Consider the following 17408-nt stretch of genomic DNA (forward strand, 5'->3'; position numbering starts at 1 on the left):
CGCAATTCAGTTAAATCAGCGCATAAATTTTGTACAAGAACTTGTAATTTATGTCAATTTTTTAAAATAAGATCATATTCTCTATAAATATTTGTTTTTTTATCTATAAAGAGCTCATAAAAATAAAAAAAATGAGCACACCTAAATTTAAAAAATTTAACATAGAAGCTTATAAGCCTGGCAAATCTAAAATTAACAAAATTAATAAGGTCATTAAATTGTCAGCTAATGAGTCTGCTTTAGGGATGAGCCCGTTAGCAAAAAAAGTAATATCTCAAAAAAATTTAGTATTAGATAAATATCCAGATGGAAAATCTACTAATCTTAAAATGGCAATATCTAAAGCATATAAATGCAATTTCGATAAAATAATATGTGGAGCAGGTTCTGACGAGGTAATTCAAATGTTATGTCAATTATATCTACATCCAAAGGATGAAGTGATTGTTCCTCAATATAGTTTTTTAATGTACAGGATTTATGCAAAAATTGTTGGTGCAAAAGTTGTATTTGCAAAAGAAAATAATTTTAAAGTTTCAATTGAAGAAATATTGAAAAAAGTATCTAAGAAAACCAAAATAGTTTTTATTGCAAATCCAAACAATCCAACAGGAACATATTTAACTAAAAAAGAGACTTTAGAACTTAGAAGAAAGTTGAATAGAAATATTTTATTAGTAATTGATGACGCGTACTCAGAATATATGAAAAATGATGATTATAGCTCTGGTTTAGAATTATTTAAAAATAAAGACAACGTATTTATATTACGAACATTTTCTAAAATGTTTGGCTTGGCCTCATTAAGAATTGGCTGGGGATATGGATCGAAACAAATAATTAGAGCGTTAAATGTAATTAAACCACCTTTTAATGTAAATGGTTTGGCCCAAGTTGCGGCCGCAGAGTCTTTGAATGATAAGCAATTCATTCAAAAGTCAATTAGACATAATTTAAATTATGCAACTAGACTAAAAAAATTTCTCGAAAAATATAATATTTTTTCAAATGCTGTATCGGCAAATTTTTTACTATTAAATTTTGATGACTGTAAATATTCAGCAAATTTTCTTTACCAAAAATTAAAAAATAAAGGAATTATATTAAGATCTACTGAAGATGGTTATCATATTAAAAACAAATTGAGATTAACTATTGGCTCATCTAGAGAAAATTTAATATTCATGAATGCAGTGAGAAAGATTTTTAATTAAATGAAAAATATTTTAATCATAGGTTGTGGTTTACTTGGATCTTCAGTTTTAAGATCTATAAACAAAAATAAATTAGCAGATAAGGTGTATATTTATGAAAAGTCAAAAAAGAATATATCAAGAATTAAAAATCTTAAATTACCTGGAAAAGTAGTTAGTTCATTAAAAGAAGCTGTAACAAAATCTAATTTTATTATTTTTTGTACACCCATGAGTGAATACAAAAATATTATTATGAAAATAAATAATTATATTTCTCCTAACACATTAATTACTGATGTTGGTTCTTCAAAAATTGAATCATCAAAAATAATAAAAAAATTTTTAAAAAAAGGAATTGCATGGACTTCCAGTCACCCAATTGCTGGTTCTGAAGTAAGTGGACCACAGCATGGAAAGAGTAACATGTTTGAGGGTAGATGGTGTATTTTAATTAAAGAAAAAAATACAATTAAAAAAAATTTAAATTTTCTGAAAAAATTTTGGGAGAAGATTGGATCAAAAGTTACAATCATGTCACCAGAAAAACATGACAAAATATTTTCAATAACTAGTCATTTGCCTCACTTAATTGCATATAATTTAGTTAAGTCAGCTCAAGATTTTGAGAAAAAACAAAGCTATGATTTAATCAAATATAGTGCAGGAGGATTAAGAGATTTTTCAAGAATAGCAGCTTCTAATGAGATTATGTGGCGAGATATTTTTTTCAATAACAATAAAAATATTTCAAATGCTATTGATTTATTTATTAAAAATTTAAAATCATTTAAATCTGATATTAATTCAAAAAATAATAAATCTATTATTAACAAGCTTACTGAAACTAAAAAAGTCAGATCAAAAATAATCAAACTCAAACAAGATATTAATAAGCCAGATTTTGGAAGAAGCTAAATTTTAATTTTAGCTATTTTTTTAACTTTAAGTTTTGCTGTATTTTCAATTCTTCTAATTGTCTTAATTATAGGCATGATCAATACTTTCTTTTCAGGTCCATATGCATGTATTAATTGCTTGGAATTTAAACACATTGCGACATGCCCTTTCCAAAAAATGATATCTCCCTTTTGATAATTTCTTTTTATGTTTCCTTTTAAATATTTAATTTGATCTTTGGTATCTCGAGGAAAAAACTTATTATTATAATAGTAAAATATTTGTAATAGGGCTGAGCAATCTATTCCCCCGTAACTTTTTCCACCCCAGATGTATTTTATGTTCAAAAATTGTTTAAAGATTTTAATAAAGTTGTTTTCTTTATAATTTATTTTTTTTATATCTTTTTTTTTAATCCATTTATTTTTATCAATTCTGGCAAAATTTTTATTAGTTTCTTTAACTGACAACTTTGATCCAAAAGACAGAAAAGTATTAGTTTTTAAATTTGGTTTTTTATAGATATTTGCTTTTAAACTACTTACCTTATAATTAGCTTTAAATTCTTTTGAATAATTTTTATTTTGAATGTACCCAGTATAATTATCAAAACTAGATTTTATTTTTATCCAATTTTTAGTTTTAGATAAAATTTTAAATTTTTCTCCATACAATATTTGTGAGGTTACTTCTGAAAATTTAGAGGATTTCTTGTAAATATTAGAAAAACTACCTGTAAAATAAAATTTATTTTGCACCAATTTTAATTTTATTTTTTATCATCCATAGGCATATTAGTGAAGGAATAACCATAATAGTTGTTAAGACAAAAAATGTTCCCCAATCTCCGTTTAACCAATCTACTAAAGCTCCTGATGATGATGCTAAAGTTGTCCTCCCAGCAGTCCCTATAGACGCAAGTAATGCGTATTGTGTTGCTGTATATGTTCGATCAACCAGTAAAGATATAAATGCTACAAATGCAACAGTTGCAAAAGCTGCAGTAATATCGTCAGCAATAACTGCTATTGCAAATAATAGTTCAGATTTACCAGTCCATGCTAAGACAGCAAATAACAGATTTGTAACCGCCATTAAACCTCCTGCAAAGAACATAGTTTTTATAGTTCCAGCCCTCATGGCCATTACGCCACCAATTAAAGTAAATACGACAGTTGTGATCCAACCCAATCCTTTTGAATAGATTGCTATTTGTCCTTTTGAAAAGCCTATTTCTTTATAAAATACAATCGACATTCTACCCATGAATGCTTCTCCAATTTTAAACAAAAAGACAAACCCTAAAATTCCTGCAGCTATGGCGAAACCATTTTTTTTAAAGAAGCTAATAATGGGCCCACCAATTGTTCCAGTTATATAAGCAACAAAAGTAGTGATAATATTGTTAGATCCTAGTTTACCTTTAATTAAATTATCAGTTTCCTTTTGCTTTGATTGTCTGTCAGTTTCTACTGGCTCGTGAACAAACATCAGAGCAATATTCATTAAAATAATTAAAATACCTAATATTAAAAAAGTTGCTTGCCAGTAATCTTGGATACCAATATTTTCAAAAAACTCTGCAGTAAATAAAGCAACTACACCACCTAATTTGTAACCTGTCCACCAACCAACTACAGCCATTGCAGCACCTGCTGCCATTGATTTTCCCTCATTTTCATTAATTTGTTCGATTCTTAATGCATCTACCGTTATATCTTGAGTTGCTGATGCTATAGCGATGATTAATCCAACTGTAATTATCAACGCTAAATTTTCTGTAGGATTTATAATACTCCAAACTAGTAAACTTAATAGAATTACTAATTGCATTAAAACAATCCAACCTCTTCGGTGACCTAATTTTTTAGTTAGGAAAGGAATTTGAATTCTATCTATAATTGGTGCCCAAAGATAATTAAAAGCATAAACCCCAAAAATAAGTCCTGCCCATCCAATAGTAGATCTACTTAATCCTTCTTCTTTTAACCAAAGACTTAAACTACTAGCAATCAAGACCCATGGAAATCCACTGATTGCACCAAGTAATAAAATTCTTAACATCCGAATATCTTTGTAAACTGAAATCGATTCTAACCAGGATGTTTTATTTATTTCAGACATAATTAATTTTTCCAAAATGATGGTAAAAATAATACTAATATTGCAAATAGTTCAAGTCTACCCAAAATCATACCAACTGTTAAAATCCATTTAGAAAGATCTGGCAATGAAGAAAAATCTCCATTGGGGCCAATTATTGGACCAAGACCAGGTCCAACATTTGAAATAGATGTAGCGGCACCCGAGATAGCTGTAATAAAATCTAAACCAGTCAATGATAACAATGCAGTAAGAACGAAAAATATTACGATATAAAAATAAATAAATGAAATAATTGAAGCTATAAACTTTTCATCAACTGCACTTTGATCATACTTAATTACAAATATTCCTTTAGGATAAATTATTTTTTTTAATTGGTTTAGAATAAATAGATAAAGAATTTGAATTCTAAATATTTTTACACCACATGCTGTAGATCCTGCACATCCACCTATAAACATCAGGGCAAGAAACAGGGTTATAGGAAAACTACCCCATCTATCAAATTCTGCGTTTACATAACCAGTACCACTCAGGATTGATATAGTATTAAAAAATATTGATCTTAAACTAAAGTTTTCTTGGTTAGAAAATAATAAGTAAATAGATAAAATTATAACAGTGAATATTATTATTTTTAAAAAAGTTTTGATTTGAATATCATTTAAAAAAATTTTTTTGTTTCCATTTATAAATTTAATGTAAGCAATAAAAGGAATACTTCCCAATATAATAAAAAACATTGATGAAATTTCAATTGGTAAACTATTAAAGTATCCAATTGACTCGTTGTAGTTAGAAAAGCCTCCAGTAGCAATTGTAGTCATTGAGTGGGTTAAGCTGTCAAATTTACCCATACCAAATATCCAATAAGTGATTGCACAAAGGCCTGTTAATCCTGAGTAAATATAAATTAATCTAAGCGCTATTTCTTTTGACTTAGGGAGTATTTTTTCTGAAGAGTCATTACTTGAAATTCTAAATAATTGCATACCTCCAACATTCATTATAGGCATTAAAGTAATCGCCATTACAATTATTCCAATTCCACCTAGCCATTGTAAAATAGCTCTCCATAAAAGAAGTCCCTTTGGCGCTTTCTCTAAATCTGAGATTATTGTAGATCCAGTTGTAGTAATTCCTGACATGCTTTCAAAAAAAGAGTCTGTAATTGAAAGCTCAATACTAGAGAATACAAACGGTAAAGATCCAAATATTGCAATACTAATCCAAGATAGTGCAGTTAATAAGAAAGCTTGTTGTAGATTAAGTTTTTTATCGTGATCTAAATTTGATAAAAAAAATAAAGTTCCAAAGATTATGGTTACAATAGATGAGCCAAAGAATGACGAGTCTATCTCTGAGTAAAAGAATTGTACTATAATTGGGATGAACATTGATACACCCAATATTATTTGCAGAATTCCAAGCGTAAAAAAAACAGTTTTGTAATTAGACATTTTGAAAGAACAATATTTTATGGTAAATAAATTTCAACTCTATAAGAATTAATATAATCACTAGTTTAAGGTTAAAAAGAGCAATTCATGATTAAAAAAGATGTCCTAGAAAACACAAGTGCTTGGCCTTTTGTTGAAGCTAAAAAAATGCTTCGTGAAAGAAAAGCTTTTATTGAAAAAAAAGGTAAGATTACTCTCCAAACTGGTTATGGTCCAAGTGGATTACCTCACATAGGAACTTTTGGAGAAGTTGCACGAACTTCAATGATGGTTAATGCACTTAATCAACTCACAGATTTACCAACAGAAATTATTACATTTTCAGATGACATGGATGGCTTAAGAAAAGTTCCAGATAATGTTCCTAACCAAGAATTGTTGCAACAAAACCTTCACAAACCTTTAACACAAGTGCCTGATCCTTTTCAAAAATTTATTAGTTTTGGAGAACACAATAATGAAATGCTGAAGGATTTTTTAAACAGTTTTAATTTTAAATATAATTTTAAAAGTTCTACATCTTTGTACAAGGCAGGATTTTTTAATCCTACTTTGAAAATCATTTTAGAAAATTATGAGGGAATAATGAATATTATTTTACCAACACTTGGGAAAGAAAGACAAAAAACATACAGTCCTTTTTTGCCAGTATGTCCTGATACAGGTCATGTTTTGGAGATACCTGTTATAGAAATTGATCAGTCTAATTCTAAAATAATATTCGATAATAAAGGTAAAAAATTAGAGACCAGTATTTTAGACGGGAATTGTAAATTACAGTGGAAAGTAGATTGGGCAATGAGATGGTTTGCTTTAGATATTGATTTTGAAATGTATGGTAAGGATTTGATTGAAAGTGCAATTTTATCTACAAAAATCATTAATTTATTGGGTAAAAAGAATCCATCAGGATTTGCATATGAACTTTTTCTAGATGAAAAAGGTGAGAAAATTTCAAAATCTAAAGGTAATGGAATAACTATTGATCAATGGTTGAAGTATGCTTCACCAGAAAGTTTATCTCTATATATGTATCAAAATCCAAAAAGAGCTAAAAAACTTTATAAAGAAATAGTTCCAAAAGCAGTAGATGAATATTTGGATAACATTGAAAAATCTAAAAAGCAGACAGAGCAGCAATTAGTGATGAATCCAGTGTGGCATGTCCACAATGGGAGCATTCCAAAAGAAGACATGATTATGAGTTTTTCAATGTTATTGAATTTAGTCGAAACAAGTAATGCAGATAGTAAAGATTTATTATGGAAATTTGTAAAAAAATACAAACCCAATATTCAAGAAACTAATTTTCCTATTTTTGATGGATTAGTAGGTTACGCAATTAGATATTTTAATGATGTAATTAAGTCTCAAAAAAAATACAAAACACCTTCTGAAGATGAAAAAAAAGCTCTTGTGGCTTTAATTTCAACTTTAGAAAAATGTAATGACCAGATGCCACCAGAGGAAATTCAAACTTTGATTTATTCTACTGGAAAAGAAAATGGTTATGCTGAAAATTTAAGAGATTGGTTTAAACTTATTTATGAGGTGGTTTTTGGTGATGAAAATGGACCAAGAATGGGATTTTTTATAAGTTTTTTTGGTGTTAATGAAACAAAAGACCTTATAATGAGTAAACTCAAATAATGTATTCAAATTTAAGATCTTTAATTTTCAAATTAGATCCAGAAAAAGCCCATACTCTAGCAATTCAATCTTTAAAATTTAATTTGGTATCAAATGTATTTGATGAAAATAAAAATGATCCTATTTTTAAAACACAAATATTTGGTAAAGATTTAAGCAATCCAATAGGAATAGCGGCTGGTTTTGATAAAAATGCAGAGGTTTACAATCCTTTGTTTAAATTGGGATTTGGTTTTGTTGAAGTTGGAACTGTTACTCCTTTAAAACAATATGGTAATGAAAAGCCAAGAGTATTTAGATTAGTTGAAGATCAAGCATTAATTAATAGATTGGGATTTAACAATCAAGGATCTGAAACTATTTTAAATAGAATAAAATCAAATAAAAAAAATGGAATACTTGGAGTAAATGTTGGACCAAATAAAGACTCTGATAATCGATTGAATGATTATTTAATTGGATTTGAAAAATTTCATGAAGTTGCTGATTATATTACAATTAATATTTCATCTCCAAATACTGAAAATCTAAGAAATTTTCATGATGAAGATAAATTAAAAGAATTATTAAAATCAATTAAAGATAAGAAAAATGAATTGAAAACTAAAATTCCAATTGTAGTTAAAATTTCTCCAGATATTGATTTAAAGCAAATAGAATTAATATCAGAGATCCTTTTGGAAAATGATATATCTGCAATAATTATTTCAAATACATCAGAAAGTACTAGGGATGATTTAAAAAATATTCAACGACACCAAAAAGGAGGGTTGTCAGGAAAGCCAATTGAACAAAAATCAAATTTACTTATTAATAAATTCTTTAAATTGTTAAATGGTAGAATTAAAATAATTGGGGTAGGAGGTATCGACTCTGGAAAGTCTGCACATGATAAATTTTTGTCAGGGGCAGATTATATTCAGTTATATACTGGGATGGTATTTCAAGGACCTAACATTGCTGCAAACATTAAAAAAGAGCTAAAAGAATTACTTCTTAGAGATGGAGTGAAAAATATTTCAGAAATCGTTGGAAATAAAACTCTTTCTTAATTTTAATAAACTTGACGCCCTTAATATCTCCCCTTATATAAGCACTGAAATTATGTCAAAAAAATGCGAACTAACTGGTAAAATTCCTATGAAGGGTCATAACGTTAGTCATGCTAACAATAAGACTAAAAGAAGATTTTTACCTAATTTAAAAAAAGTAAAATTTACAAGTGAGCTTGCTGGAAGAAGTTTGAAACTAACAGTTAGCAATTCAGGAGTAAGATCAGTTGATAAAAAAGGAAGTTTTGACGAATTCTTAAAAACTGTAAAAAATAAAAATATATCACCAAGATTAAAAAAACTTAAAAAAGTTATTTTATTAAAATCACCATATAAAAAAAAGCCAGTAGCTAAATCTGCTTAATGAATAAATTTTTTATCGGCCTATCTCTAATGATGGGTGTGGTTGTTTTATCTTCAAACTATCTTGTTCAATTTCCAATAAATTATTATGGATTAAATGAAATTCTTACTTATGGAGCTTTTAGTTATCCTGTAGCTTTTTTGATAACCGATTTAGCAAATAGATCTTATGGAAAGATAATTGCGAGAAAAATAGTTTATTTTGGTTTTTTTATAGGAATTATTTTTACTTTATTTTTTTCAACAAACTTCGAAGATTTAATTTCTGTTAGAATTGCAGTTGGATCAGGAGTGGCTTTCCTTACAGCCCAATTGCTTGATATTCAAATATTTGATCGTTTAAGAAAAAAACAGTGGTTTGTTGCACCTCTAACTTCATCATTAATTGGTTCAACTATTGATACTTTTTTATTTTTCTCAATATCATTTTATGGAACAGGAGTTCCTTGGGTTACTTTATCTTTGGGTGATTTGGGTGTTAAGTTGCTAGTAGCACTAATAATGTTAATACCATTTAGAATGTTATTAAAAATATTTAAGCCTATTAAAGTCTAATATAAAAATTTATAAGATAAAATTTTATAAGCTAATTTAGCAACAAGAAAATTATAGGAGTTAAATCCTTTAATTGGAGAAAGTTCATTAATGTCAGTTCCAACTATATTTGAATTTTTTGCTGCAATTCTAATTATCTCTAATGTTTCGTCCCACAACAATCCACCTGGTTCAGGTGTTCCAGTAGCAGGCATAATACTTGAATCTAATCCGTCGACATCAAACGTTAAGTAAACAGTCTTATTTTTTATTAACTTTTTAAATTTATTTAAATTCCATTTTTTTTTATCTTTTGCCCAGAAGATATCTATTCTATTTGAATTTTTTTTCAAAAATGGAATTTCACTTTCAGATATATTTCTAATTCCAAAAGAAATTAAAGATACATTTTTATAATCTAAACATCTCCTTATTGCAGATGCATGTGAAAATTTTTCACCATTATAACTTTCACGTAAATCTGCGTGCGCATCAAAATGTAAAAGACAAATATTTTTATATTTTTTTGTAAAAGGAACAATGCATCCTGGTGTAATTGAATGTTCACCACCAAATGTCATTGGAAATAGTTTTTTATCTAAAATTTCTCCATTGATTTTAGAAATTTTATTTAATGCTACTTTGATATTTTTATCAATTTTGAATGGTTTTAATGTTTTGATACCTATTTTTTTGTAAGGTTCACAATTTAGCTCCTCATCATAAAGTTCAACTTGGTGAGAAGCTTTGATAATTTCTTTTGGTCCATTTTTTGTTCCACCGCCATAACTAACTGTTTTTTCAAGTCCAAATGGAACGACTACTACTTTTTCTTTGAAGTTGAATGTATTATCAATTCCCAAGAAACCATGTTTGTTTGATAAATATTTCAATTTTATACAAATAATTTTGAGAAGTTTTTTCGTTCTCTATTTTTCCACTCACCTTTATGGTAAGCATCGCTAGCTATTAATGGCAATACACTTGTTGCTTCAGCAAATACCATTTGTTCTTTAGTGATATCCACTTTACCCCAGGAACTTGCTTCTTTTAAAGTAGAACTACTACATGCACCATCTCTACTATCAGCAACTGTAATTTGTACAGCATACTTATGCATATCTACATTTTTACCAAGAAGCTCAGCACAAATAACAGTGTCTTGAATAAAATTTTTAGGAACTCCTCCACCAATCATAAATAAACCAGAACCTTTTGATTTGATTTTAATTTCCGTTAGTTCTCTAAATTCTCTAACTGAGTCTATAGTCATATGTTTTTTAGGATTTTTTTCCTGATGCATTACAAGACCAAAACCTGCACTTGAGTCTGTGAAAGCTGGACAAAAAATTGGAACATTATTATCGTAAGCTGTTTCAATTAAAGAGCCTTTCTTTTTTGAATTTTTTTTTAAATATTTTCCCATTTCTAAAATAAACTCTCTCGAGGTATAACTTTTTGGTTCTAAAGTATCTGCTATTTCACAAATAATTTTATCACACATTTGAAGCTCTTCTTCGTCGATATATGTGTCGTAAATTCTATCAATATAGTTTTCTCTTAATTCAGTATCGTCTTGAAACTGAGATCCCTGATAATGTTTAAATCCAAGAGCTTCAAAAAAATCCATATCTACAATTGATGCCCCTGTTGCTACAATGGCATCAACCATATTGTATTTAACAAGATCTTTATAAATATTCATACATCCTGCTGCAGATGTTGATCCTGCTAAAGTAAGAAAAATTGTACATTCCTTATCTTTAAGCATTTCGTTGTAAATGTTCGCTGCATTTGCAGTTTCTCTAGATACAAATGACATTTTCTCCATTGAAGAAATAATTGTTCTAGAGTCAAATGAAGTAATATCTATATGTTGTACAGGATTTTTTAAAAAATCTCTTTTACTGTTATGTCCTGGATTTTTTTGGTCTGACATTAAGCAACCATATGAGCGCTGTTAACGTCTTTTTCATACATTGACATTATTGGTTTATCTTCAACTTCATAAATTTCATCTGAATAGTAACCATTGAATTGTGTTCTAAAAGTTAATCCATATGCTCCAAGTTGACCAAGCTCTATGTAATCATTTTCCTTAATATTATTTGGTAATAGAAAAGGTCCTTTCATATAATCCATGCTATCACAAGTAGGACCAAAGAAATCAAAAGCAGTCAATTTTTTTGAAATTATTTTATTTGAATTTTCTTTAATCATTTTAGATGGATAAACTATGTTAGGTGTTCCTGCATCAAATAGGGTTCCATACGTTCCATCGTTTATATAAAGTTTTTGTTTTTTTCTTAAATTAACTTTAACTATTGTTGAACCACTTTCCGCAACTAATGCTCTTCCTGGTTCACAAATTATCTCCGGCAACTTCTCTAATTTTAAATTAGACAAACTTTTTTTAATTTCATTGAAGTATTCATCTAATGATTGCGGAATTAAATCTGGATAAATTGTTGGAAATCCTCCACCAACATTTATTGTATCAGGGATTATTTTTGTTTTTTTAATTATATTTCCAATCTCATTTATACCTTTAGCATATGAAATTGGATGCATACACTGCGATCCAACATGGAAACTTAATCCAATTTTTTTTGCATATTGTTTTACTAATCTTAGTAATCCTACAGCTTCAGATGTTAGTGCTCCAAATTTTTTAGATAAATCAATTTCAGCATGCTCATTTGATACAGCAACTCTTACAAATAATTCTAAATCTTTTGCATTATTTGTACTTTCAATAATCTTGATTAACTCTTCTTTTGTGTCTAATGAGAAAGTTTTTACACCATAATTAAAATATGCCTCCTTTATACTTTCTCTACTTTTTACAGTATGCATATAAGAACATTTTGCATTTTGAGTAAGTTTTCTTATAGCTTTAATTTCTTCAATTGAGGCAACATCAAATTGTTTAACACCTGTGTTTAAAATTGTTTGAATAACTTCTGGATGTGGGTTTGTTTTAACTGCATATAAAATTTTTCCAGGGAACTTATCTAAGAAAAATTTAACCGAAGACTCTATGGATTTCTTCCTAATACAATAAACAGGCTTTTCAGGTTTCAGCTGATTTATAAGTTCTTCAACTGACTTAAATTTTTGCATTTCATATGCCTCCAAAAAAAAATTTAATAAAAAAAAGTTTTTAATAAAACTTTAATAATTTGAGGCATATAAAGTAAACGTAGGCAATGTAAAGTAAATAATTCAAGCCTGATATGTGTATTTTTCATATATTGTAATATTAGATTTAGACCCCATATGTGGGTAATGAAAAACGAAGCCAAATTACAAAATTTAAGTGATTTTGAAAATAAATCGCTTCTAATTGCAGATGACGATAATCCTTTTAGAGAAAGACTTGCAAGGGCAATGGAAAAAAAGGGCTTTGAGGTTTTTCAAGCTGAGAGTGTAAAAAAAGGTATTGAGTCTGTTAAAAGTAAAAAACCAGGTTTTGCAGTCGTAGATTTAAGACTTGGAGACGGCAATGGTCTTGAGGTTGTTAAGGAAATTCAATCTTCAAATAATGATAGCCGAATTATAATGCTAACTGGTTATGGAAATATCCCCACAGCAGTTGCAGCAATTAAAGAAGGTGCAATTGATTACTTAGCAAAACCAGCAGATGCAGAAGATGTAGAAAAAGCATTGTTGGCAGATCCAGCTAAAAAAGCAGCACCACCAGAAAATCCAATGTCAGCTGATAGAGTTAAATGGGAACATATCCATAGAGTATTTGAATTATGTAATAGGAATGTTTCCGAAACAGCTCGAAGATTGAAGATGCATAGAAGAACTCTTCAAAGAATTCTATCTAAAAGATCTCCTAGATAATATTTCTAATTTTAATTATTTGTTTAGTAACTAAAGCTAAAATAATAATTTTAAATAATTCTGCTAATAAAAAAGGTTTTGCACCTAGTGAGAATATTGGTTTATCCCAACCAATTAAAGTACCTAGCCATATTAAACCCAAGATATAAATCGTAGAGATTGCAATAACTAATTTAGTTAAAATATTTATTAAACTATCTTTTGTATTAATTTTTGATGCTAAATAACAAGCAGTTAAAAAACCAATTAAATATCCCATCGTTGGACCAGTAAAATAGACTATACCAACTCCTTTTTCTGGGGAGTTTGAAAATACTGGTAATCCTGCAATACCCTCTAACAAATACAAACCTACAGAAGCTAAACCAATTTTATAACCTAAGCTTACACCTAAGAATAACACAACAAATGTCTGCATTGTCATTGGAACTGGATAAAATGGAATCTTAATTTTTGCAGAAATAGTTAAAGCAATTGAACCTAGAATTACTGCTAATAAAGATTTTATGATTTTTGTTTGTGTTAAGTTTTTTGTAAGTTCCATATTAAAATAATACTCAAAATATAAAAAATAATCTAGCTATATTAGCCTTAAGATTTAATTTTATTTTTTTATATACAGAAATTGTTAGCAATGTAATATTTGTTAATCCTCATGAATAAAATACAAAAAACAGATCATTTTTATTTAATTGATGGCTCTGGTTATATTTTTAGAGCTTATTATGCCTTACCACCATTAACTAGAAAAAGTGATGGACTGCCCACTGGTGCTGTAAGTGGATTTTGCAGTATGTTGTTTAAATTATTAGAGGATTCAAAATCTGATCAAAATTTACAAAAACCAACTCATTTTGCAGTAATCTTTGACTCAGCCAGAAAGACCTTTAGAAATGAAATTTATAGTGATTATAAAGCAAATCGATCTGAAGCCCCTGATGATTTGGCACCTCAATTTGAATATATTAGAAAATCAGTTTTAGCATTTAATTTACCTTCTGTGGATTTACCAAACTATGAAGCTGACGATTTAATAGCCACATATGTTGATCAAATTCTTAAAAAAGGAGCTAAAGTTACAATCGTTTCATCAGATAAAGATTTAATGCAGCTTTATAAAAAAGGCGTTCGAATTTTTGATCCCATGAAAAATAAATTTATCACAGAGGACGATGTGATTAAAAAGTTTGGTGTTGATGCTTCAAAAGTTATAGATGTTCAATCTTTAGCAGGCGATAGTAGTGACAACGTACCTGGTGTTCCAGGAATAGGAGTGAAAACAGCCGCAGAATTAATTAATAAGTACGGCACTCTAGAAAAATTATTAGACTCTGCCCATGAGATTAAACAGAACAAAAGAAGAGAAACTTTAATAGAGAATAAAGATAAAGCTTTAATTAGTAAAAAACTTGTAACTCTAGATAATAAGTCTCCAGTAAATAAAAACTTAACAGAATTTAAACTCAAAGAGGTTGATAAAGATAAACTGTATAAATTTTTAAGAGAAATGGAATTTAATAGATTGTTAAGTTCTGCAATTTCAGCTTATGGGGAACCAAAATTATCTGGATCTGAAAATAATTTAAAATCTACTGAAAAACAAAAAGCAATAAGCAATAAAGATTATCATCTAATTACAGATATTAATGAAATTGATGAGTGGATAGAAGAAGCTGAGGAAGCAGGAGAAGTTGCTGTCGATACAGAGACAAGTTCGTTAGACCCTCATCAGGCTGATTTAGTTGGAATTTCACTTTGTTCAAAAATTGGAAAAGCTTGTTATATCCCAGTTGGTCATAAATCTAAGGATTGTTTAAATAAAGATAGTGTTATCAATAAATTAAAAAATTTATTAGAGGATCCAAGTGTTAAAAAAATTGGTCAAAATATTAAATTTGATTTTATAGTTTTCTACAAACTTGGTATTTCACTTTCGTCAATGGAAGATACTATGCTTATGTCCTATGTTTTGGATGCTGGAAAGAACAGACATAACATGGACACCCTTTCAGATATCCATCTTGGACACAAAACAATTTCATTTAAAGAAATTGTTGGTACTGGCAAAAAAGAAATAAATTTTAGTGAAGTAGAATTAGAAACAGCAAAAAATTACGCAGCAGAAGATGCAGATGTTACTTTCAGGTTATATAAAAAATTTATCAAAAGTTTAAAATCTGAAAAATTATTTAATATCTATGAAATTTTTGAAAAACCACTAATTAAAATACTCGCATATATGGAAATTGAAGGTGTTGAAGTAGATAGTAAATTTTTAAATTCTCTTTCCTCTAAATTTGATAAGAAAATTAAAAAAATTGAAAAAGAAGTTTTCAAGATTTCTAAGAAAGAATTTAATATTGCTTCACCAAAACAATTAGGAGAAATTATTTATAATGATCTTAAGATTGCAGGGACAAAAAAAACAAAAAAGGGAAGTTTTGCAACAAGTGCAAGTGTTTTAGAAGATTTAGCCTTCAAAGGTCATGAATTTCCAAAATTAGTATTAGATTGGAGACAGGTTTCAAAATTAAAAAATACTTACTCCGACGCTTTGCCAGAGCATATTAATCCAAATACAAAAAGGGTTCACACATCTTTTTTATTGGCAGCAACAACAACAGGCAGATTAGCTTCAAGTGATCCAAATTTACAAAATATTCCAATTAAATCTGAAGATGGAAAAGATATAAGAAAAGCGTTTAAGGCTAAAAAGGATCATCTATTAATATCCGCAGATTATAATCAAATTGAGATGAGAATTTTAGCAGATCTTGCAGATGTTAAAGAACTTAAAAAAGCTTTTAAAAATAACGAGGATATTCACTCATTAACTGCTAGCCAAATATTTAATGTTGATATTAAAAAAGTGAATCAGGACCATAGAAGGAAGGCTAAGGCAATAAACTTTGGAATAATTTATGGAATTTCTCAGTATGGTTTAGCCAAACAAATAAATGTTTCTAATTATGAAGCAGAAGAATTTCTTAATGCCTATTTTGCTAAATTTCCTGAAATTAAAGTTTATATGGATAGCACAATTAAGTTTTGTAGAAAAAGTGGTTATGTAAACAATATATTTGGAAGAAGATCTCATTTTAATGGAATAAATGATAAAAATTTTAATGTAAGAAATTTTCAAGAAAGAGCAGCAATTAATGCTCCAATTCAAGGATCAGCATCTGAAGTTATGAGGTTAGCAATGATCAGATTAGACAAAAAATTAAATGAAGAAAAAAATTTGAAATCAAAAATACTTCTTCAAATACACGATGAGCTTATTTTTGAAGTCCCAAAAAAAGAGGAGAAGGCAATGGTCAAGTTAATACAGAATGAGATGACCAGTGTTACTCAAAGTGATTATCATTCCTTTTCTACCCCTTTAACAGTTGATGTAAATGTTGGTGATAATTGGGGAATGCTTCACTAATTATATTCAATTGCCTAATTTAGAACAATTTAATATTTTTATATAAAAAATAAAAATGCAAACACAAACTATAGCTTTAATTGATGATGACAGAAACATACTAACTAGTCTTAGTATTGCTTTAGAAAAAGAGGGTTTCAAAGTTCAAACATATATTGATGGAGAGAGTGCATTAATCGGTCTTACTAGAATGCCACCTGACTTAGCAGTCATTGATATTAAAATGCCAAAAATGGACGGCGAAGAACTACTTAAAAAATTAAGAAAAAAAACTTCTCTTCCAGTAATATTTTTAACATCCAAGGATGATGAAATTGATGAGTTACTTGGATTAAAATTAGGTGCAGATGATTTTGTAAAAAAATCTGGTGGATTTTCAATTAAAGTTTTAATTGAAAGAATAAGAGTTCAATTAAGAAAAAAAGACTCAAATAATACATTAGAGGAAAATAAAAGCTTAATATCACATGGTAGATTAAAACTTGATCCATCCCAGCTTGAGTGTGAGTGGAATGGCAAACAATTACCAGACAAACTAACAACTACTGAATTTTTGATTGTTAAAGAATTGGCAAAAAGACCTGGAATAATTAAAGAAAGAGCTCAGTTAATGGATATTGCTTACAGAGAAGATACAGATATTGAAGATAGAACTATTGATAGTCACGTCAAAAGAATAAGAAAAAAATTCAAAAAAGTAGATCCTGATTTTTCAGCTATTGAAACTAGATATGGTAGTGGATATAGATGGAATGTTAGCTGATGTTTAGTAAATACTTAAAGACACTTTCTATACTTAAAAAATTTCTATTTATAAACTTTGTAATATTTACAATTATTGGTTTATTTACACTTATTTATCTTACTA

16 protein-coding genes are annotated in these 17408 nt (G+C 28.4%); 9 read left to right on the forward strand and 7 right to left on the reverse strand.

Annotated features, from left to right (window positions below; translation table 11 throughout):
• Nucleotides 1–131: 131 nt before the first annotated feature.
• Complete coding sequence (gene hisC, locus ACTTAY_RS04810; RefSeq protein WP_440672576.1) at nt 132–1214, forward strand: histidinol-phosphate transaminase; 1083 nt, start codon at nt 132–134, stop codon at nt 1212–1214.
• Nucleotides 1215–2111, forward strand: coding sequence for a prephenate dehydrogenase (locus ACTTAY_RS04815; protein WP_440672577.1), 897 nt, complete (start codon nt 1215–1217; stop codon nt 2109–2111).
• On the opposite strand, the gene ACTTAY_RS04820 is transcribed toward ACTTAY_RS04815, so the two are convergent.
• Genes ACTTAY_RS04820 through ACTTAY_RS04830 form a run of 3 tightly spaced genes read right to left on the reverse strand, consistent with a single transcriptional unit; the run spans nt 2108 to nt 5659 of the window.
• Entirely contained in the window at nt 2108–2851 is a 744-nt protein-coding gene (locus tag ACTTAY_RS04820) for a C40 family peptidase (RefSeq protein WP_440634799.1), read from the reverse strand. The two genes, ACTTAY_RS04815 and ACTTAY_RS04820, sit on opposite strands and share 4 nt — an antisense overlap.
• Nucleotides 2841–4217 carry an AmpG family muropeptide MFS transporter gene (locus ACTTAY_RS04825; protein ID WP_440672578.1) on the reverse strand — a complete coding sequence of 459 codons (1377 nt, stop codon included), beginning with the start codon at nt 4215–4217 and terminating at the stop codon, nt 2841–2843. Before ACTTAY_RS04825 ends, ACTTAY_RS04820 begins: the two co-directional genes overlap by 11 nt.
• 2 nt (nt 4218–4219) lie before the next feature.
• Complete coding sequence (locus ACTTAY_RS04830) at nt 4220–5659, reverse strand: TrkH family potassium uptake protein (RefSeq protein ID WP_440672579.1); 1440 nt, start codon at nt 5657–5659, stop codon at nt 4220–4222.
• Nucleotides 5660–5746: 87 nt separating this feature from the next.
• On the opposite strand from ACTTAY_RS04830, the gene ACTTAY_RS04835 reads away from it, so the two are divergent.
• From ACTTAY_RS04835 to ACTTAY_RS04850, 4 genes are read left to right on the forward strand one after another with little or no spacing between them, the layout of a single operon-like run.
• Nucleotides 5747–7309 (forward strand): lysine--tRNA ligase, encoded by a 1563-nt coding sequence (locus ACTTAY_RS04835; RefSeq protein ID WP_440672580.1) that lies wholly within the window; start codon nt 5747–5749, stop codon nt 7307–7309.
• Nucleotides 7309–8361: a quinone-dependent dihydroorotate dehydrogenase gene (locus ACTTAY_RS04840; protein ID WP_440672581.1), complete on the forward strand. Its 1053-nt coding sequence runs from the start codon at nt 7309–7311 to the stop codon at nt 8359–8361. The genes ACTTAY_RS04835 and ACTTAY_RS04840 overlap by 1 nt, the downstream gene beginning before the upstream one ends.
• 52 nt (nt 8362–8413) lie before the next feature.
• Nucleotides 8414–8725 carry a 50S ribosomal protein L28 gene (gene rpmB, locus ACTTAY_RS04845; RefSeq protein WP_075506505.1) on the forward strand — a complete coding sequence of 104 codons (312 nt, stop codon included), beginning with the start codon at nt 8414–8416 and terminating at the stop codon, nt 8723–8725.
• Nucleotides 8725–9279 carry a queuosine precursor transporter gene (locus tag ACTTAY_RS04850; RefSeq protein ID WP_440672582.1) on the forward strand — a complete coding sequence of 185 codons (555 nt, stop codon included), beginning with the start codon at nt 8725–8727 and terminating at the stop codon, nt 9277–9279. Before rpmB ends, ACTTAY_RS04850 begins: the two co-directional genes overlap by 1 nt.
• On the opposite strand, the gene speB is transcribed toward ACTTAY_RS04850, so the two are convergent.
• From speB to ACTTAY_RS04865, 3 genes are read right to left on the reverse strand one after another with little or no spacing between them, the layout of a single operon-like run.
• The gene (gene speB / locus ACTTAY_RS04855) at nt 9276–10151 is read right to left on the reverse strand and encodes an agmatinase (protein ID WP_440672583.1); all 876 of its coding nucleotides are present in this window, start codon (nt 10149–10151) and stop codon (nt 9276–9278) included. The two genes, ACTTAY_RS04850 and speB, sit on opposite strands and share 4 nt — an antisense overlap.
• A 2-nt stretch (nt 10152–10153) precedes the next feature.
• Entirely contained in the window at nt 10154–11197 is a 1044-nt protein-coding gene (locus ACTTAY_RS04860) for a 1,9-bis(guanidino)-5-aza-nonane synthase (RefSeq protein ID WP_440672584.1), read from the reverse strand.
• Nucleotides 11197–12381: a type III PLP-dependent enzyme gene (locus ACTTAY_RS04865; RefSeq protein ID WP_440672585.1), complete on the reverse strand. Its 1185-nt coding sequence runs from the start codon at nt 12379–12381 to the stop codon at nt 11197–11199. The genes ACTTAY_RS04860 and ACTTAY_RS04865 overlap by 1 nt, the downstream gene beginning before the upstream one ends.
• A 165-nt stretch (nt 12382–12546) precedes the next feature.
• Between ACTTAY_RS04865 and ACTTAY_RS04870 the strand changes: the two genes are divergently transcribed.
• Nucleotides 12547–13110, forward strand: coding sequence for an ActR/PrrA/RegA family redox response regulator transcription factor (locus ACTTAY_RS04870; RefSeq protein ID WP_075506503.1), 564 nt, complete (start codon nt 12547–12549; stop codon nt 13108–13110).
• On the opposite strand, the gene ACTTAY_RS04875 is transcribed toward ACTTAY_RS04870, so the two are convergent.
• Entirely contained in the window at nt 13103–13654 is a 552-nt protein-coding gene (locus ACTTAY_RS04875) for a biotin transporter BioY (protein WP_440672586.1), read from the reverse strand. The two genes, ACTTAY_RS04870 and ACTTAY_RS04875, sit on opposite strands and share 8 nt — an antisense overlap.
• A 111-nt stretch (nt 13655–13765) precedes the next feature.
• On the opposite strand from ACTTAY_RS04875, the gene polA reads away from it, so the two are divergent.
• Nucleotides 13766–16540, forward strand: a complete 2775-nt coding sequence (polA, locus tag ACTTAY_RS04880) for a DNA polymerase I (RefSeq protein WP_440672587.1) — start codon at nt 13766–13768, stop codon at nt 16538–16540.
• 55 nt (nt 16541–16595) lie between these two features.
• Entirely contained in the window at nt 16596–17303 is a 708-nt protein-coding gene (locus ACTTAY_RS04885) for a response regulator transcription factor (RefSeq protein WP_440613724.1), read from the forward strand.
• Nucleotides 17304–17408: the final 105 nt, after the last annotated feature.

Source organism: Candidatus Pelagibacter sp. HIMB1715 (assembly GCF_052047595.1).
GTDB lineage: Bacteria > Pseudomonadota > Alphaproteobacteria > Pelagibacterales > Pelagibacteraceae > Pelagibacter.

Coding starts and splice junctions, on each gene's coding strand:
- ACTTAY_RS04825 (WP_440672578.1), bottom strand. CDS start 4,217: ATGTCTGAAATAAATAAAACATCCTGGTTAGAATCGATTTCAGTTTAC.
- ACTTAY_RS04835 (WP_440672580.1), top strand. CDS start 5,747: ATGATTAAAAAAGATGTCCTAGAAAACACAAGTGCTTGGCCTTTTGTT.
- ACTTAY_RS04885 (WP_440613724.1), top strand. CDS start 16,596: ATGCAAACACAAACTATAGCTTTAATTGATGATGACAGAAACATACTA.
- rpmB (WP_075506505.1), top strand. CDS start 8,414: ATGTCAAAAAAATGCGAACTAACTGGTAAAATTCCTATGAAGGGTCAT.
- ACTTAY_RS04815 (WP_440672577.1), top strand. CDS start 1,215: ATGAAAAATATTTTAATCATAGGTTGTGGTTTACTTGGATCTTCAGTT.
- ACTTAY_RS04875 (WP_440672586.1), bottom strand. CDS start 13,654: ATGGAACTTACAAAAAACTTAACACAAACAAAAATCATAAAATCTTTA.
- hisC (WP_440672576.1), top strand. CDS start 132: ATGAGCACACCTAAATTTAAAAAATTTAACATAGAAGCTTATAAGCCT.
- ACTTAY_RS04860 (WP_440672584.1), bottom strand. CDS start 11,197: ATGTCAGACCAAAAAAATCCAGGACATAACAGTAAAAGAGATTTTTTA.
- ACTTAY_RS04840 (WP_440672581.1), top strand. CDS start 7,309: ATGTATTCAAATTTAAGATCTTTAATTTTCAAATTAGATCCAGAAAAA.
- ACTTAY_RS04830 (WP_440672579.1), bottom strand. CDS start 5,659: ATGTCTAATTACAAAACTGTTTTTTTTACGCTTGGAATTCTGCAAATA.
- ACTTAY_RS04850 (WP_440672582.1), top strand. CDS start 8,725: ATGAATAAATTTTTTATCGGCCTATCTCTAATGATGGGTGTGGTTGTT.
- ACTTAY_RS04865 (WP_440672585.1), bottom strand. CDS start 12,381: ATGCAAAAATTTAAGTCAGTTGAAGAACTTATAAATCAGCTGAAACCT.
- polA (WP_440672587.1), top strand. CDS start 13,766: ATGAATAAAATACAAAAAACAGATCATTTTTATTTAATTGATGGCTCT.
- ACTTAY_RS04870 (WP_075506503.1), top strand. CDS start 12,547: ATGAAAAACGAAGCCAAATTACAAAATTTAAGTGATTTTGAAAATAAA.